This is a genomic window from Cytobacillus stercorigallinarum (genome assembly GCF_014836495.1).
Classification (GTDB): Bacteria; Bacillota; Bacilli; order Bacillales; family Cytobacillaceae; genus Cytobacillus; species Cytobacillus stercorigallinarum.
Genome location: NZ_JACSQT010000016.1, coordinates 15,720 through 33,375, shown reverse-complemented (window position 1 = coordinate 33,375; position 17,656 = coordinate 15,720). Strand labels below are relative to the sequence as shown.

Sequence of the window (17,656 nt, the reverse complement as noted above, 5' to 3'; positions counted from 1 at the left end):
TATGTCAACAGAAATAAAGTTACCATTTGATAAAGAATACGTACATTCTTTTTCAAAAGATATGGGCGAGCCTGCATGGATGACAGAACTCCGTGTAAACGCACTGGAGAAAGCTGAAGATCTTCCAATGCCTAAGCCTGATAAAACAAATATTTCAAAATGGAATTTCACTCAATTTGATAAGCATATCGTGGGGAGTGAAGATTACTCTTCATTAACAGACTTGCCAGAAGAAGTAAGAAGCTTAATCAATTTAGAATCAGCTGACCAAAATTTATATATACAGCGTAATAACCGTCCGGCATATATCTCTTTATCAAAGACAGTTCTTGATCAAGGTGTTATTTTCACTGACATCTTTACTGCTGCTAGAGAGCACGGAGATCTATTACAAAAATATTATATGACAGATGGGGTAAAGGTTGACGAACATAAGTTAACAGCTTTACATGCTGCATTGATGAATGGTGGCGCATTTGTCTATATTCCTAAAAATGTTGAAATCACAGAGCCATTACACTCTGTATTTATTCATGACGATCAAGAGGCAAACCTATTCAATCATGTATTATTGGTTGCTGAAGATAATAGTTCTGTAACTTATGTAGAAAACTACATTTCAACAATGGAAGAAAGCAAAGGCATCTTTAACATCATTTCAGAAGTTGTTGCTAATACAAATGCGAAAGTAACTTATGGAGCGGTAGACACTTTATCTGCTGGAACTACTGTTTATGTGAATCGTCGTGGAGTTGCTGGCCGAGATGCACGTATTGAATGGGCATTGGGCTTAATGAATGATGGCGATACAGTATCTGATAATAAAACGAATTTAATCGGTGATGGTTCATACGGAGATATGAAAACAGTCGTTGTAGGTCGCGGGAAACAAACGCAAAACTTTACAACAAACATCGTACACTTTGGTAAAGCATCTGAAGGTTACATCTTAAAACATGGTGTAATGAAGGATGCAGCTACTTCCATCTTTAATGGAATCGGTAAAATTGAGCACGGTGCGACAAAGGCGAATGCAGAACAAGAATCTCGTGTATTAATGCTAAGTGAAAAAGCACGTGGAGATGCCAACCCAATTCTATTGATTGATGAAGATGATGTAACAGCCGGTCACGCAGCTTCTGTTGGTCGTGTCGATCCGTTACAATTATATTATTTGATGAGTCGTGGTATTTCACAAAAAGAAGCAGAACGCCTTGTTATTCATGGCTTCCTTGCGCCAGTAGTTAATGCGCTTCCTATCGAAGGGGTTAAAAAGCAATTAACAGCTGTGATTGAAGGGAAAGTTCAATAATGAATGCAAAAGAGATTCGCGAGCTATTTCCTATACTAAATCAAGAAGTCAATGGCCATCCATTAGTGTATTTAGATAGCGGTGCTACATCACAAAAACCAATTCAAGTGATTGAGGCGGTACAAAAATATTATCATTACGATAATTCAAATGTTCATAGAGGTGTACACACTTTAGGTACAAGGGCTACTGACGGCTATGAAGGCGCCAGAGAAAAAGTCCGCAAGTTTATTCAAGCAAAATCCACTGAAGAAATCATCTTTACTAGAGGGACAACGACTAGTATAAACACAGTGGCTGCAAGCTATGCGAAAGCGAATCTGTCAGAAGGAGATGAAATTGTGATCTCCTATATGGAGCACCATAGTAATATTATTCCTTGGCAACAAGTGGCTAAGGAAACTGGTGCAACATTAAAATATTTACCATTACAAGAAGATGGAACAATTGCTTTGAGTGATGTTTCCGCTACAATTACAGACCAAACGAAAATTGTTTCTGTTACACTTGTATCTAATGTATTGGGTGTAATCAATCCTATTAAAGATATTGCCAAGATTGCTCATCAGCATGGAGCTATAATGGTTGTTGATGCTGCACAAGGGGCACCTCATTTAAAAATTGATGTGCAAGATCTAGATTGTGATTTTCTTGCTTTCTCAGGACATAAAATGTGTGGACCTACTGGTATTGGTGTTCTATATGGAAAGAAACAACTTTTAGAAAACATGGAGCCAGTTGAATTTGGTGGCGAAATGATTGATTTTGTTGGCTTATATGAATCTACATGGAAAGAACTTCCGTGGAAGTTTGAAGGTGGCACTCCAATCATTGCTGGAGCGATTGGACTAGGTGCAGCGATTGATTTCTTAGAAGAAATCGGTCTAGACCAAATTGAAGCTCATGAACACAAGCTTGCTGCTTATGCTTTAGAGAGACTTTCTGAAGTTGAAGGCATGAAAATTTTCGGCCCAAAAACAGCAGCAAATCGTGCAGGGATTGTTACATTTAATTTAGATGATGTTCACCCGCATGATGTGGCAACGGTATTAGATGCTGAAGGAATCGCTATTAGAGCGGGGCATCATTGTGCACAACCGTTAATGAAATGGTTGAAGCAATCAGCAACAGCTAGAGCAAGCTTCTATTTATATAACACAGAAGAAGATATTGATAAGCTTACAGCAGGGCTTATTAAAACGAAGGAGTATTTCAGCGATGTCTTTTAATAACTTAGATACCCTCTATCGCCAAGTGATTATGGATCATTACAAGAACCCTCGAAACAAAGGCGTACTTGAAGATGATAGCTTAACAGTTAATATGAATAATCCGACTTGTGGAGATAGAATTCAGTTAACATTAAAGCTCGAAGATGGGAAAGTCGCTGATGCCAAATTTGAAGGTGAAGGCTGTTCTATCTCAATGTCATCGGCATCTATGATGACACAGGCAATTAAGGGAAAAACAAAGGAAGAAGCAGTAAAGCTATCTCATATTTTTTCTGAAATGATGCTTGGGAAAGATTATGACGATGATATCGATTTGGGTGATATTGAAGCACTTCAAGGTGTTTCCCAATTTCCGGCCCGTATTAAGTGTGCGACACTAGCGTGGAAGGCAATGGAAAAGGGAATGAACGAGGAAGATACAGCTAAGTAGTCATAATTAACGTTAAAATAAATCATGGTGAAGGTTTTTTCTAACCATAAGAATGGAGGAAGACGAAATGGCAAAAAAAGCACCTGAAATCGGCGATTACAAGTATGGATTTGCCGATAAGGACATTTCCATTTTCCGGTCAAAACGCGGTTTAACAAAAGAAATCGTGCAAGAGATTTCTAAAATGAAGGAAGAGCCTCAATGGATGCTTGACTTCCGATTGAAATCTTTAGAGCACTTCTACAATATGCCAATGCCTCAATGGGGTGGCGATCTATCAGCACTTAACTTTGATGAGATTACGTATTATGTAAAACCATCTGAGAAAACAGAGCGTTCTTGGGATGAGGTTCCTGAAGAAATCAAACAAACTTTTGATAAGTTAGGTATTCCAGAAGCGGAGCAAAAATATCTTGCAGGGGTTTCTGCTCAATACGAATCTGAGGTAGTTTACCATAATATGCAAGAGGATCTTGAGTCAAAAGGGATCGTCTTTAAAGATACAGATTCTGCACTACGTGAAAACGAAGATATTTTCCGTGAGCACTGGGCAAAAGTAATCCCACCAACAGATAATAAATTCGCTGCATTAAACTCAGCAGTTTGGTCTGGTGGTTCATTCATCTACGTTCCTAAAGGAATTAAAGTAGATACACCATTACAAGCTTACTTCCGTATTAACTCTGAGAATATGGGTCAGTTTGAGCGTACGTTAATCATTGTAGATGAAGGCGCACATGTACATTATGTTGAAGGTTGTACTGCACCTGTTTATACAACCAATTCACTGCATAGTGCCGTAGTTGAAATTATCATCAAAAAAGGCGCATATTGCCGTTATACAACGATTCAAAACTGGGCAAATAACGTGTTTAACCTCGTTACAAAACGCGCAGTTTGTGAAGAAAATGCAACAATGGAATGGATTGATGGTAACATCGGATCTAAACTAACAATGAAATATCCAGCCGTTATCCTTAAAGGTGAAGGCGCACGTGGTATGACATTGTCCATCGCATTAGCAGGTAAAGGACAACACCAAGATGCAGGTGCGAAAATGCTACACTTAGCACCGAATACATCTTCAACAATTGTTTCTAAATCAATTGCTAAACAAGGTGGTAAAGTAACTTACCGCGGAATTGTTCAATTTGGACGTAAAGCAACTGGTGCACGTTCAAATATTGAATGTGATACTTTAATTATGGATAATCAATCAACTTCTGATACGATCCCTTACAATGAAATCATGAATGACAATATTTCATTAGAGCACGAAGCGAAGGTATCTAAAGTATCTGAAGAACAATTATTTTATCTAATGAGCAGAGGTATTTCTGAAGAAGAGGCAACAGAAATGATTGTCATGGGCTTCATCGAACCATTTACAAAAGAACTTCCAATGGAATATGCTGTTGAAATGAACCGTTTGATCAAGTTCGAGATGGAAGGTTCAATTGGATAAATGCTTAAAACCCTTATTATATAAGGGTTTTTTGTTTGGAGTGAAAATTATTCGTGCCGATTTCGGGCAGATACAGTTTTTTTCTCGTTTATTTTAGTGTATGAGGCGAACTTTTTTAGTTCGTCTTCTTCTTTTTTTGAGTTAAGTCAGAGGTCAGAGGTTATATATGGTTTGATCAGTCATGCTACTTCTTCATATTTGTCTACAGAGAGAGAGGCATGCAAGGAATTTCCCACCCAAAAACCTTAGCAAGTCGTTCGTTATTGTCATAATTTTGAATGTCATATCATGTCTTAGGTTGCTACGCTATATTTTGGGGAGCAAAATGCATTTGTACTAACAACAAGGTTGAAACAATAGAGTAGCAAATGCATCTATTATACTCAGATCAGTAAATTGATCATTATATCTTTTCACTCTTCCATTCTATAGAAAAAATAGGCTTTCTATATGTATTTTTTATGAAGGGCTGTCCACACGGGCAGTCCTTTTTACTTATATATTATAGAAAGGAGAGGGTTATGTATGGTTAATGTGATAAAGCAACTTGTATCTCAGGAAGTAGTTAATCAACGCTCTTATGGTAAAGGTAATAAAATTCAATATATTACACCACATCAAACAGGTAATATGGGAATCGGAGCAAATGCGCAGATGCATGCTAATTTACAGTCGAACTTAAATTCAAGACAAGCTAGTTGGCATTACCAAGTCGATGACCGGATAGCGATCCAATCATTTGAAGATGATGTGATGTGCTGGGCAGCAGGAGATGGGCGAGGGCCTGGGAATACGGCGTCGATTCATATTGAGATGTGCATCAATGCCGATGGTGACTATGAACAGACAATCAATAATGGCGCAGCATTAGTTAAAATGTTAATGGACAAGTATGGGTTGGATCGGAGTCGAATTAAACAGCATCATGATTGGTCAGGAAAAAATTGTCCCGCACAATTGCGCGCGGGTTATAAGGGCATTACATGGGAGGATTTTTTGAATAAAGTAGATGGAGTGCAGGTAGAGGAAAATTTTGGGTCCCCTCAGCCTAGTCCTACTCAACCGAAACCGGTTCAGAGTGGAAATAGTATTGTCGACTATCTAAACGCACAAGGAATAGACTCATCTTTCAAGAACCGAGCAAAATTAGCAAAGCAATATGGTATGAATAATTATCAAGGTACAGCGGTGCAAAACATTGCTTTATTAGAAAAAATCAAAAAAGGAGTCTCGAAGAAACCATCAACAAAAGCAAATCTGAACGTAGACGGAAAATGGGGGAAATCAACAACGAGAGCACTACAAAAAGCATTGGGTACTCCTGTTGATGGTATCATCAGTAATCAGCCGAAAAATAGTGTAACGAATGCCTTCTATGATGGAACGATTCACTTTGCTATTGGAAAACAAGGAAGTAATGTGATAATAGCATTGCAACGACTGATTGGTGCAAATCCTGATGGTTTAATGGGTCCTCATACAATACGAGCGTTACAAATATATTTGGGGACGGTTGTCGATGGTGTATTAAGTCGTCCATCTCTCGTCGTAAAAGAAATGCAACGCCGACTAAATGCAGGAACCTTTGTTAAATAAATGAACATAAAAAAGCAAGGGTACTGTAAAGATGAAATATACACCTTGCTTTTTTTTATTATTGCTTTCTATAAAGTTAGTCATTTATTCATTTCTGTATGTGAAGCCGACCAATCTGTAGTCCCTATTTTTCTTAATTCTATAGCAGCTTCCTCAGGGCTCATTTGAAAAGAGTCATATACCCATTCAGCCAGAAAGCCCACTGTGCCATAGCTAGAAAAGGAGGCGTAACTTTTATGGTTATAGACATGCATTAATGTTGCAGATAGTTCTCGTGATAATTGGTGAATGAATTGTGGGTTTTTTAACTGTTCTTTATAGAAAGATTGATAAGAAAAGACATGATTACATATATCCTTGGTTGTTTGTTCTACCTGTAAATGGGGATTGTGCTTTTTTTTAGCTTGTTGATAAAATGCTATGAATTCGATGATGATGTCCTTTGAGAGTTGCTCAAGTAAATCAAATTTATCATAATAATAGACATAGAAGGTAGAGCGACTAATGCCTGCTCTTTTTACTATCTCTTTTACTGTAATAGAAGAGAATGTCCTTTGCTGTAAAAGTTCAAGTAGTGCTGTGATGATATACGTTTTCGCAGATGGATTTTGTAGCATTGTTTCCTCAACTCCTTAAATTGGACATTTAGAGTGAAAATGTCGTTTGTTTGTATTGGCTTTCTTTTTTACAATTATAGTGAGTCGTAATTTGAAGTATAACGGAGGGGAACTTAAGTGACAAATGTTCATGTAATAACTGGTGGTACAGGTGGTATGGGAAAAGCGATTGCAGAAGCGCTAAACAAGGAAGATATCTTTTTGCTAGCTGATGTGAATGAAGAGAGATTACAACAGACCCAACTAGAGTTAAATGACAAAGGAATGGCTCATGTACATTATCAAACAGTAGATATAACAGATCAAGAAAATGTCCAAGCATTGGTGCAGAAAGCTGATTCATTAGGTGAATTAAAATCGATCATTAATACAGCGGGATTATCACCGACAATGGCTGATGCGGAAAGAATTCTTGATGTTAATTTAAAAGGAACGGGTATCATTTTAGATGCTTTCTATGAGATCGCACAAAGAGGGACAGTTGCCGTCTGTATTTCCTCAATGAGTGGACATATGGTGCCAAAAGAAGGCCCATATACAGAGATACTTAAGACGCCGTTGGCTAAAGATCTGCACGAGAAGATGGAGCCTTTCAATCAAGCAAATGCTGGTACTGCCTATAGCCTTTCGAAATTAGGGGTTTTATTAATTGTAGAAGACCAAGCATGGAAGTGGGGACAGAAAGGAGCGCGCATTGTTTCTGTTTCTCCTGGTACGATTAATACACCAATGGGTAGACAGGAAGCTAGTCAATCTGAGCAAATGAAGGTGTTACTAGAAAAGACACCATTGCAACGTGAAGGTGAACCTACGGAAATTGCTTCAGCTGTGGCGTTTTTAGTAAGTGATGCTGCAAGCTATATTACTGGAACAGATTTAAGAGTCGATGGAGGCACTGTCGCTAATCTCAAATAAAGAAGAAACCCTGCTGATTGGATTCTCATCAAGCAGGGTCTTTATTGTCTAGTGTTTCGGTGAAAATTGTTGAAAAACCGTTTTTGTTGGTTCTGGATAGATTTCTTTTCCAGCAATTGAATTGATGATTTTTTGATTTCTGAAAACAGATAGTCCTAGATTTGTTGCGCTAGCCCCATGTGAATGTTCAATATTAGTTAAGGTATAGATTTGATTTGTTTTCTTTTTCTTAAAGTCAATTTGATAATTTTCCGTTACTTTAAATCGTTTATTGTCTTCCCAAATGATTTCATTGGCAAATTGCGATAACCAATTCGGTAGGGCAGGTTTATAACCAGTTGCTAAGACAACCTTTTCCGTTTGGTGAATGAATTTTTTCTTCTGCTGCCATTGTTGACAATGTAGATGGTACGTATTCTCTATTTTCTCTATTTTATTCGCTTCTGTTAAGGGTTGAATGGTTACATTGAGCTTTTCCCCACTGATAGAGCGATGGTAAAGCAGATTATAAATTTTCTTTAAAGTTTCGGGGTCGATTCCATTTCGCAGTTGATTTAAAGAATCCAATGCTTCTAGACGATTGTCAAAATCAAGTTGATGGAAATAATGAATATATTCAGGTGAGAAAAATTCTTTCCCTAATTTGGCATCTTCTTTTTGGAAAATGCCTGATGATCTTGTAAACCAGGTTAGTTCATAATCATGGTATTTCTGATCCATCAATAAGTCGTAAAAAATCTCAGATGCACTTTGACCAGAACCGATCACAGTGACAGAGTGACCACTTTTCAATTGCTCCTCATGAAACAAATACTCACTTGAGTGACTAATATCATTGTTTATCCAATCTCCATCTAATCCCTTTGGAACCATTGGTATACTGCCAGTTCCGATAATGAGATTTTTTGTTAAATAGTTGGCTACTTCTTTTTTTAGTAGATTCTCTACGGTTACTTGATAAAGATGATCCTCTGTTTCTGTCACATTTGTTACGCGGTGATTGAAATAACAATGTGATAATTGATGGGCTACCCAATTACAATAGTCACTATATTCTTTGCGCGGTATGGTGAATTGGTTGAGAAAGTAGAACGCATATAAGCGCTCATTACTATGTAGATAATTGATAAATGTATATGGACTGGTTGGATCGGCAAATGTTACCAAATCAGCTAAAAAGGGTGTCTGTAAATCAGTGCCTTCTATAAGCATACCCGGGTGCCAAACAAACGCCTCTTCTTGTTCAAAAAATAATCCATCTATCTCTTTGACTCGATCAGTTAAAGCTGCAAGACTTAAATTGAAAGGCCCTAAGCCAATGCCAATAAAATCATAAACGACAGGTGTAACCAATAGTATCCCTTCTTCCATTAATAGGTGAAATAACTATTCTATATTTTCCTTTCTCTCTAACATTCTAAACAGAGAGGGAATGGATGAGAGGTTTAAGTGTTTTTTTTCTGGGGTATTTAAAAGTATCGAACAAATAAACAACAGAAAGGACAATGTAAAATGCTCTGGACGATTATCGGTATTTTAATTATTTTATGGATTTTGGGATTTAGCTTTGATGTCGCAGGAGGACTTGTCCACCTATTATTAGTCATCGCACTTGTCGTTTTATTATTCCAATTATTCACTGGAAGACGTAGACCTTAAATGGACATCTGAGGGTAAATAAATATAAAAAGGAACGCCCACCACAATGAAGGTGGGTGTTTTCATTGTGTTTGTTTATGAATGTTCACCCAGGACATAATCGAGATTTTATATGATTTAATTAAAAAAACGTTTGCAATGAATAGTGTATTGCCAAACTTCATTTTTTACATTAAAATGAGAATGATTATCATTGTTAAAAGAGGAAAAACAAATTAAGTTCCAATATGATTAGTTGCTAATATTTCGGAATCTTCTTTATTTTAAATGCAATAACTGTGATAATTAAATTTTTTGGAAATGGAGCTTTGATTAATGAAGAAATTATATTTTATTATGCTTTTATTTGTTCTTGTTTTAACTGGTTGTATGCAAAAGGAAGAAGTGAGTAATAGTGGAGAAGAGAATAATAATGATCAAACCATTGTTATTGAAGATGCGTCAGGTGAACGCAGCTTTGAGGGAGTTCAGGAAAAAGTAGTTGCTCTTGAATGGAGCGTTGCTGAAGAGTTATTAGCTGTTGGTGTACAACCAGCTGCAGTAGCGGATGTAGAGGGGTTTAATAAGTGGGTAACAATTGATGCTAAATTAGATGATAGTGTTGTGGATATTGGTTTAAGGACAGAACCAAATATTGAGGAAATAGCAAAGTTAGAGCCTGATGTGATTATTGGTATGGAATATCAAGAGCAGTTTAAAACGGACCTTGAAAAAATAGCTCCTGTCGTGATTTTTGATAGTTCGACAGATGAAGCTCAAAAAGACTTATATGCTTACATGTTACATACATTAAAACAGACAGGTAAGCTAGTAGGTAAAGAGCAAGAGGCTGATGAGGCAGTTGCTCATTTAGAGGGAAAAATGGCAGAAGCGAAAGAGAATATTTCTGCAGCTCAATTAAAGACAAATGAATTTGTTTTTACACAAGCTTATTCTGCGAATCAAGCACCGACCTTTCGATTATTTACAGAAAACTCAACGGTGAGCCATACACTTGAAGGTATAGGATTGACGAATAAAATCCAGGACCAAGATCCACAGCCGAGTGGTTTTATTACAACAAATGTAGAGGGTGTATCTAAGTACGAAGAAGCTTTATTTCTTCATACTGTACAAAAAGATGATCCGTTATTTAGTAATTTAGAAGGAAACAAAGCTTGGAATTCTTTATACTTTGTAGAAAAAGACTTGATGTATGATGTAGGAGCAGGTGTCTGGACGTTTGGTAGTGTTCTTTCAATGGAAACTTTAGTTGCTCATGTTGAAGAGACATTAGTGAAGTAATGTTATGAGAGCTAAACCCTTTTTATTATTTGCGACATGTGTGTTCTTGTTTATTATTCTTGGCCTCATCCACTTAAGTCAAGGACAAGCTTCAACAGGTTTACTCAGCTTTTGGATGGAAGTATGGGATAATGAACAGGAACTGAATTTTCTCCTTTATAGTAGAATGCCGAGGTTTTTAATTGGTTGTTTAGTTGGAGCTGCACTTGCCGTAGCAGGGATGTTATTACAAACAATGACAAGAAATCCGCTCGCAAGTGCAAGTACATTAGGCATTCATGCAGGAGCATTTTTCTTTGTTGTTCTTTTTTCTATTTTCTTTCCTTCTATAAAGGGTGCCTTTCCATTTTTCGTGACGATGCTTGGGGGGATCATAGCAGCTTTAATTGTTAGTTTTCTAGTAGGTAGAGCATTGGATCCTATTAGAATCGCATTAACTGGATTGATAGTAACCATGTTGTTTTCTTCATTTACTAGTGCCCTGCAGCTGATATATGAAAATGAAGTGTCCGGGTTGTTTTTATGGGGAGCGGGAACATTGTTACAGCTTGATTGGAGTGGTGTTCAATTCGCTTTGCCATGGATTCTTTTTACTCTTCTTTTTGCCTTTATAATAGGTCATCGTTTTGACGCCTTACTGTTGGGGGAAGATGTAGCTGTAGGCTTAGGACAAAATGTGATGATTAGTAAATTAATAGGTTGGGGCATTGCAATTATATTAGCTGCTGTCTCTGTTACAGTAGTAGGCCCAATTGGCTTTGTTGGTATTATGGCTCCACATATTGTGCGTCTAATGGGATTTAGAAAGCATCGATCCATGCTAATAGGAAATATAGTGGTTGGTGCAGGCTTACTCATATGTGCTGACATCTTTGTTCGTATGATATCGAGTATGTCCGAGTTACCTGTAGGAGCAATGACGGCCATTATAGGAGCACCTTGGTTAGTATATTTAGCCTTAAAGGTAAGTAGGAAAACTAGAACGGCTGGAGGAGCATTAGAGGGGAAAGTGCGTATTAAGCATGTAAAAAGATTTTATTTCCTCATATTTCTCGCCGTCCTTGGATTAGTAGGGCTTAGCCTTTCGTTTGGGGGAACAAGTTTCACTAGTCTTTTAGAATTGCCAAGAGAATTGATGTATAATACCTTCGTTTGGGATTTTCGCTTGCCTCGAGTGATCGTCAGCTTCGGAATTGGCATGATGATGGCGGCTAGCGGTTTAATGATGCAGACTGTTTTACGTAACCCACTTGCTGATGCTTCTGTTTTAGGTGTAACTTCAGGTGCTAGTGTAGTGGCGATGTTGGTTCTCATTGTTTTTCCACAAGCCCCCTTTGTCCTTATTCCATTTGGTGCATTAATTGGTGCACTTGTCACAATGGGCATTGTATTGTTTATTAGTGCGCGGAGCGGTTATCAACCGATGATTCTATTATTAATGGGTGTCGCTATCTCTGCGGTAGGTTCTGCTATTATACAGATTTTATTAGTGCGTGCTAATCTTCATGCATCACAAGCTTTGACATGGCTTGCTGGTAGCACCTATGGTACGAGCTGGAGTGATATAGTAATAGTGATGATAACATCGTTGCTACTATTTCCGGTTATTCTCTATATGGCCAATACATTCGAAATCTTATCATTGAGTGATGAACTATCCATCGGTCTAGGTGTGAAAACAAGTAAAATGCGTATGTTTATGATTATATTAGCTGTTATGTTGTCAAGCATAAGTGTATCGGTGGTTGGAGCTATTGGATTTATCGGTTTACTGGCTCCTCATATTGCTAGGCAACTGGTAGGTCCGAAGCTACTACAGTTACTGCCATTAACCTTAGTAATTGGCGGAATTTTACTTATTTCAGCTGATTTTCTTGGAAGGGTAGTATTAGCACCAAAAGAAATACCAGCAGGAGTAATTGTTTCTTTAATCGGTGCACCTTACTTACTTTATTTATTGAAAAAAACAAACAAAATCAAATCGAGTTAATCTGTTTAATAAAAAATAATCTGAACAATAGTTCGGGTTATTTTTTATTTCTTTTTCACTTATTTTTGCGCGTTTTCTTGTTTATGGTTGTATCCTTTAGGTAAAATAATCTGTATGAAGATGATTGGTAGATGAGGTGATGGAATGATTAGGATTGGTCTTACTGGATGGGGAGATCATGATAGCCTATATACGGAGCGTGTATCTAACCGTGATAAACTATTAGAATATGGCGCTCATTTTCCAACAGTTGAGGTTGATGCTTCCTTTTATGCCGTACAGCCGGAAAGGAACGGGGAAAAGTGGGTAAGAGAAACCCCTGCTTCATTTAAATTTGTTGTGAAAGCTTATCAAGGGATGACGGGGCATCAAAGAGGTGAGATTCCATTTGAGTCAAAGGAAGAAATGTTTGCTGCTTTTAAAGCTTCGCTAGCCCCTTATATAAGAGAAAATAAATTAGCGATGGTCCTATTTCAATTTCCACCTTGGTTTAATTGTAAAAAGGAAAATGTCCAATATTTACGTTGGTGTAAACAGCAAATGGGAGAAATACCATGTGCAGTTGAATTTCGACATCAGTCTTGGTATCAAGAAACGTTTATAGAAGGTACTCTAAATTTTATCAAAGAAGAGAAATGGATACATACTGTTTGTGATGAACCACAAGCAGGGGAGGGGTCTGTTCCAATTGCGTTGCATACTTGCGGTCACCCAATTGTGCTTGTCAGGTTTCATGGTCGAAATGTTCATGGGTGGCAAAATAAAAAACAACCAAATTGGCGTGAAGTTCGATATCTATACCGTTATAATAACCAGGAATTATTGGAATGGGCAGACCGATTAAAGCAATTACAACAAGAGGCGAAGGAGGTCTATGTGCTTTTTAATAATAATTCTGGTGGTGACGCAGCGGATAATGCAAAGGAAATGCTTCACATATTGGGCATTGAATATGATGGATTAGCTCCAAAACAACTCGGTTTATTTTAATGAAAGAGTACACCGAATCTCTACCTATAACATAAATTGTTAAAGGGAAGGGGGGACGGTCATGGTTGAATTAAAGCCTGTTATTTTGGATGGTCATACGTTTATGACTGTATCCGTTGAGCTGCCAAAGACTAATTTGTTAGTCGTATCAAATGATAAAGGATATATCATGTGTGGTGCATTAGACGTTGCGTTATTAAATGAGAAATTAAAAGATCGCAAGGTAATTGCTGGAAGAGCAGTTGGGGTGAAAACGATTCAGCAGCTAATCGATGCACCACTTGAATCAGTCACTTTTGCTGCGGAGGATTTAGGAATAAAAAAAGGGATGAGCGGAAGAGAAGCGTTATTAAGAATGGTATAGTTTATCCTACTATATCTTCAAAACAATAAATTTAAGAATATTTAAGGTTTTGATAGAGTTTTGCATAAATATTTATATTTTGATATAATGTATAGCAATTGAATAATGCCTTATCAATCCGATGGGGTAGAGGCGCAAATCATCATTAGTAATCAATGTGAGGATGACAACAGTGAACATTGATAAAAGGGAGATTTGCCGAAGCAAATAGGTACGTCAATATTTATTTGTTGGGGTTGCTCTAAATAAGAGTAACACTGTCATTATGGAGGTATATTAACCATAATGGGGAGCTACAGTCGTGATGGAGAATAACGTTACTTCTAGAAGAGTAATGATAGAATCTCTATCGTTACTCTTTTTTATTATCAATTAAGGATCAAAGAAAAGTGGGGACACCTTTCTCTGATCGTTAATTGATATGAGACGCATTCGTTCATGTCTATAGCTCCTATACTAATAGGAGGTCTTTTTTTATGACAGGTACATTTATTTCTGTGCTGCCACCTTTGGTAGCTATGCTTTTGGTTATTCTAACAAAAAGAGTAATTCTCTCCCTTGGTTTAGGGGCGTTAACAGCAGCTATCTTAATTGCAGGATATCAACCGCTAGATACGTTGCAAATATTTTTCTCGTCGTTCATAGAACTTTTTATAACGGATGAAGGGTTAAATACTTGGAATGTTTATATTCTATTATTCTTACTTATTCTTGGTAGCATTACTGCCTTTATTTCAATATCTGGTGGTAGTCGTGCTTTTGGTGAATGGGCAATGAAGCGTGTAAAAACAAGAGTGGGTGCACAGTTATTAACCGTAGTTTTAGGTATGATTTTGTTTATAGATGATTATTTTAATGCGTTAACAGTCGGACAAGTATCTCGCCCTGTTACAGATCGACAAAAGGTTTCACGTGTAAAGCTTGCCTATTTGATTGATTCTACATCCGCACCCTTATGTGTGATTTCGCCCATCTCGAGTTGGGGAGCATCAATTATTGCCTTAATTGGCTCGATTTTAGTGGCTCATGAAATAACGGATTATAGTGCATTCTCTGCCTTCATGCAAATCATTCCGTTAAATTTTTATGTATGGGCTGCAATTATAATGGTATTTATCATCGTTGTTGGGCAAATTGATTTTGGTCCAATGAAGAAACATGAGAACCAAGCTATTCAACAAGGAATTCTATTTGATAAGAAGAAACAGTTGAAAGACGAGGTTCAAGAGGAACTACCTACTAGTACGAAAGGGACTGTAGGTCATCTTATTTGGCCAATCATTGTTTTATTTATAGGGACAGTGAGTATGATGGCATGGACAGGCATTAGTGGTGCAGAGGGGAATTTGTCAATCGTATCCTTATTAGAAAACACAGATGTGGCCTTGTCACTCATTGTCGGAGGATTATTGAGTTTAGTTGTTGCTTACGTACAATTTGCTCAAGTAATAAAAAAAGACGATAAACTAACGAATAAGTTTTATTTGAAAGCAACATGGGTTGGGATGAAATCTATGTTTGGTTCAGTATTAATCTTAATCTTTGCCTGGTTACTCGGAGATTTAATTAGTCAAATAGGTACAGGGGAATATTTGGCTAGCGTAATTAATCAATCGAATCTTAGTCATGACTTTATCCCTGTTATCCTATTTATTATTGCGGCACTTATGGCCTTTAGTACAGGTACATCTTGGGGATCATTTGGCATTCTGCTTCCGATAGCTGGTGATATTGCAGTAGCAACGGATATATCCCTGTTGATTCCTGCAATGGCAGCTGTACTTGGAGGAGCAGTATTCGGAGATCACGCTTCACCGATTTCTGATACATCTATTTTATCCGCCACAGGTGCAGGTAGTAATTTGATTGATCATGTCATTACGCAGTTTCCTTATGCCTTTACAGCAGCTGTTGTTGCAGCGATCTCTTATATCATTTTGGGTGTAAGTGGAAGTGTACTTATTTCATTAGCTGCTTTGATTGTGATGATGGTTGGGATTTTAATCGTTGTTAAAATGTTCGGTACAAAAACCGAAAAGATGATATGATCGCTTTTTTAAAAATAAAGGAAGGAGGAATGAACTCATCGGTTTATTCCTCTTTTTCTATTCTACAAGTCTAAAATCACTACATAAGCAAAATTATTTTACCTCCAATGAAAAATGCCTATCTTTTAGAATTCCTAATTATTAACAATTATAAAAACTACATTATATCTATCTACTTTTAACTATTTTTTGAATATAATGATAGAGTTTTATAAACAAAACATAAGAGAGAAAAAACCTTTAACGCTCTAAATGGTTGATAGATTTCTAAATATTAATACTATTCGTAAAGATTGTTTTGACAGATGAATAAAATGATACTATACTATTTTTAGATTTATAGCAATTATCAGAAAAATATTTTATTTTGGTTATTTTAGTCTATTTCTTGTATGGTATCTTTTCTTGTGGGGGTTATATGGGGGATTTGAACCATGACCTTAGTTGTTGGAATAATCAAAAAAGGGGGATCTTTATGTTTTTTAAAAAGAGAATGACCGCTGTTCTTCTAGCTTCTACTATAGGAGCTGCAGGTTTCCTTGCTGGCTGTGGTAGTGATAGTGCAGGTGGTGGTGAGTCTGGCGATACTGTCAAAATAGGTGCCAACCTAGAACTCTCTGGTGCTGTTGCCTCATATGGTGAAGGAATTGCCGAAGGAATTGAATTGGCTGTGGATGAAATTAATAAAGATGGTGGGATTGACGGTAAAGAAATAGAAATCGTAAAAGTCGATAATAAATCGGATGCAGCAGAAGCAACAAATGCAGCAATTAAATTAACGGAAAATGATGATGTCGTAGCTATTATTGGGTCTGCTACAAGTGGTAACACAGTTGCTCAAGCACAAGTGGCTAATAATTCCGAGACGGTATTGCTTTCTCCATCAGGTACGAGTCCCAATGTCACAGTGAATGAAGATGGAAGCTTAAATGATTTTGTCTTCCGTACATCGTTTATTGATCCTTTCCAAGGAACGGTCGCAGCGAATTTTGCTGCAAATGAATTAGGAGTTAAAAATGTAGCTATCTATGCTGATAATGCAAGTGATTATGCAAAAGGTTTAGCAGCTTCCTTTAAAGAAACTTTCGAAGCAGCAGGTGGGAAAATAGTTGCCGAAGAATCGTATGTGGCAAAGGATACTGATTTCAGGTCCACACTTACAAGAATTAAATCAGCTAATCCAGAATTTATTTTTATCCCCGGTTATTATGAAGAAGTAGGACTTATTGTCAAACAAGGACGTGAGATGGGTATTGACGTACCGCTAATGGGGGCTGACGGTTGGGATTCACCAAAGCTAGTTGAATTAGCCGGAGGGGATTCCTTAAATAATACATTTATTACAAACCATTATTCTTCTGGTGATCCAGATGAGACGATCCAATCCTTTGTAACAAAGTTCGGGGAAAAATATAATGGCTCATCACCAGACGCTTTTAATGCATTAGGTTATGACTCTGTATATATGTTGAAAGATGCCATGGAGCGTGCCGAAAGTACAAGTGATGCAAAGAAAATTAAAGATGCTTTAGCTGAGACGAAAGATTTAACTCTTGTAACGGGTATCATTTCAGTCGATGAAGATCATAACCCAATTAAATCAGCTACTGTATTGGAATATAAGGATGGGGAACAAGTCTTCAAAACGAAAGTAGATCCTTAAATTAAGGCTGTATTGAAATGGGAGGAGCGAAAGGGGCCTTCCATTTTTTTACAGATAAGGGCAAATTTTAGATGCCATTGCCAATACCTAT

15 protein-coding genes and 1 riboswitch are annotated in these 17,656 nt (G+C 37.3%); of the genes, 13 read left to right on the top strand and 2 right to left on the bottom strand.

What is annotated here, in order from left to right; translation table 11 throughout:
• The first annotated feature begins 1 nt into the window (after nt 1).
• The 5 genes from sufD to H9655_RS20360 all read left to right on the top strand — a co-directional run bounded on the left by sufD (nt 2) and on the right by H9655_RS20360 (nt 6,035).
• Complete coding sequence (gene sufD / locus H9655_RS20380) at nt 2–1,312, top strand: Fe-S cluster assembly protein SufD (RefSeq protein ID WP_191817070.1); 1,311 nt, start codon at nt 2–4, stop codon at nt 1,310–1,312.
• Nucleotides 1,312–2,541 carry a cysteine desulfurase gene (locus tag H9655_RS20375; protein ID WP_191817069.1) on the top strand — a complete coding sequence of 410 codons (1,230 nt, stop codon included), beginning with the start codon at nt 1,312–1,314 and terminating at the stop codon, nt 2,539–2,541. Before sufD ends, H9655_RS20375 begins: the two co-directional genes overlap by 1 nt.
• Nucleotides 2,531–2,974 (top strand): Fe-S cluster assembly sulfur transfer protein SufU, encoded by a 444-nt coding sequence (gene sufU, locus H9655_RS20370; RefSeq protein ID WP_191817068.1) that lies wholly within the window; start codon nt 2,531–2,533, stop codon nt 2,972–2,974. The genes H9655_RS20375 and sufU overlap by 11 nt, the downstream gene beginning before the upstream one ends.
• Before the next feature lie 67 nt (nt 2,975–3,041).
• Nucleotides 3,042–4,439 carry a Fe-S cluster assembly protein SufB gene (gene sufB, locus H9655_RS20365; protein ID WP_095371998.1) on the top strand — a complete coding sequence of 466 codons (1,398 nt, stop codon included), beginning with the start codon at nt 3,042–3,044 and terminating at the stop codon, nt 4,437–4,439.
• A gap of 525 nt (nt 4,440–4,964) precedes the next feature.
• Nucleotides 4,965–6,035, top strand: a complete 1,071-nt coding sequence (locus H9655_RS20360) for an N-acetylmuramoyl-L-alanine amidase (protein WP_191817067.1) — start codon at nt 4,965–4,967, stop codon at nt 6,033–6,035.
• 80 nt (nt 6,036–6,115) lie between these two features.
• On the opposite strand, the gene H9655_RS20355 is transcribed toward H9655_RS20360, so the two are convergent.
• Nucleotides 6,116–6,652, bottom strand: a complete 537-nt coding sequence (locus H9655_RS20355; protein WP_191817066.1) for a TetR/AcrR family transcriptional regulator — start codon at nt 6,650–6,652, stop codon at nt 6,116–6,118.
• Nucleotides 6,653–6,769: 117 nt separating this feature from the next.
• Between H9655_RS20355 and H9655_RS20350 the strand changes: the two genes are divergently transcribed.
• Nucleotides 6,770–7,567, top strand: a complete 798-nt coding sequence (locus tag H9655_RS20350) for an SDR family oxidoreductase (RefSeq protein WP_191817065.1) — start codon at nt 6,770–6,772, stop codon at nt 7,565–7,567.
• Between the two features lie 48 nt (nt 7,568–7,615).
• On the opposite strand, the gene H9655_RS20345 is transcribed toward H9655_RS20350, so the two are convergent.
• On the bottom strand, nt 7,616–8,938 hold the full coding sequence (locus H9655_RS20345; protein WP_191817064.1) for a lysine N(6)-hydroxylase/L-ornithine N(5)-oxygenase family protein: 1,323 nt from the start codon (nt 8,936–8,938) through the stop codon (nt 7,616–7,618).
• A 141-nt stretch (nt 8,939–9,079) separates the two neighbouring features.
• Between H9655_RS20345 and H9655_RS20340 the strand changes: the two genes are divergently transcribed.
• The 7 genes from H9655_RS20340 (at nt 9,080) to H9655_RS20310 (ending at nt 17,565) form a co-directional block, all read left to right on the top strand.
• Entirely contained in the window at nt 9,080–9,226 is a 147-nt protein-coding gene (locus tag H9655_RS20340; RefSeq protein ID WP_191817063.1) for a lmo0937 family membrane protein, read from the top strand.
• Between the two features lie 315 nt (nt 9,227–9,541).
• The gene (locus H9655_RS20335) at nt 9,542–10,510 is read left to right on the top strand and encodes an ABC transporter substrate-binding protein (protein ID WP_191817062.1); all 969 of its coding nucleotides are present in this window, start codon (nt 9,542–9,544) and stop codon (nt 10,508–10,510) included.
• 4 nt (nt 10,511–10,514) lie between these two features.
• Nucleotides 10,515–12,500: an iron ABC transporter permease gene (locus tag H9655_RS20330; protein WP_191817061.1), complete on the top strand. Its 1,986-nt coding sequence runs from the start codon at nt 10,515–10,517 to the stop codon at nt 12,498–12,500.
• A 144-nt stretch (nt 12,501–12,644) separates the two neighbouring features.
• On the top strand, nt 12,645–13,490 hold the full coding sequence (locus H9655_RS20325) for a DUF72 domain-containing protein (protein WP_191817060.1): 846 nt from the start codon (nt 12,645–12,647) through the stop codon (nt 13,488–13,490).
• A 61-nt stretch (nt 13,491–13,551) separates the two neighbouring features.
• The gene (locus H9655_RS20320) at nt 13,552–13,854 is read left to right on the top strand and encodes a YunC family protein (RefSeq protein WP_191817059.1); all 303 of its coding nucleotides are present in this window, start codon (nt 13,552–13,554) and stop codon (nt 13,852–13,854) included.
• Between the two features lie 119 nt (nt 13,855–13,973).
• A riboswitch (Lysine riboswitch) is annotated at nt 13,974–14,158 on the top strand.
• 172 nt (nt 14,159–14,330) lie between these two features.
• A complete protein-coding gene (locus H9655_RS20315) occupies nt 14,331–15,902 on the top strand; it encodes a Na+/H+ antiporter NhaC family protein (protein ID WP_191817058.1) in 1,572 nt (523 codons plus the stop codon).
• A gap of 475 nt (nt 15,903–16,377) precedes the next feature.
• On the top strand, nt 16,378–17,565 hold the full coding sequence (locus H9655_RS20310) for an ABC transporter substrate-binding protein (protein WP_191817057.1): 1,188 nt from the start codon (nt 16,378–16,380) through the stop codon (nt 17,563–17,565).
• Nucleotides 17,566–17,656: the final 91 nt, after the last annotated feature.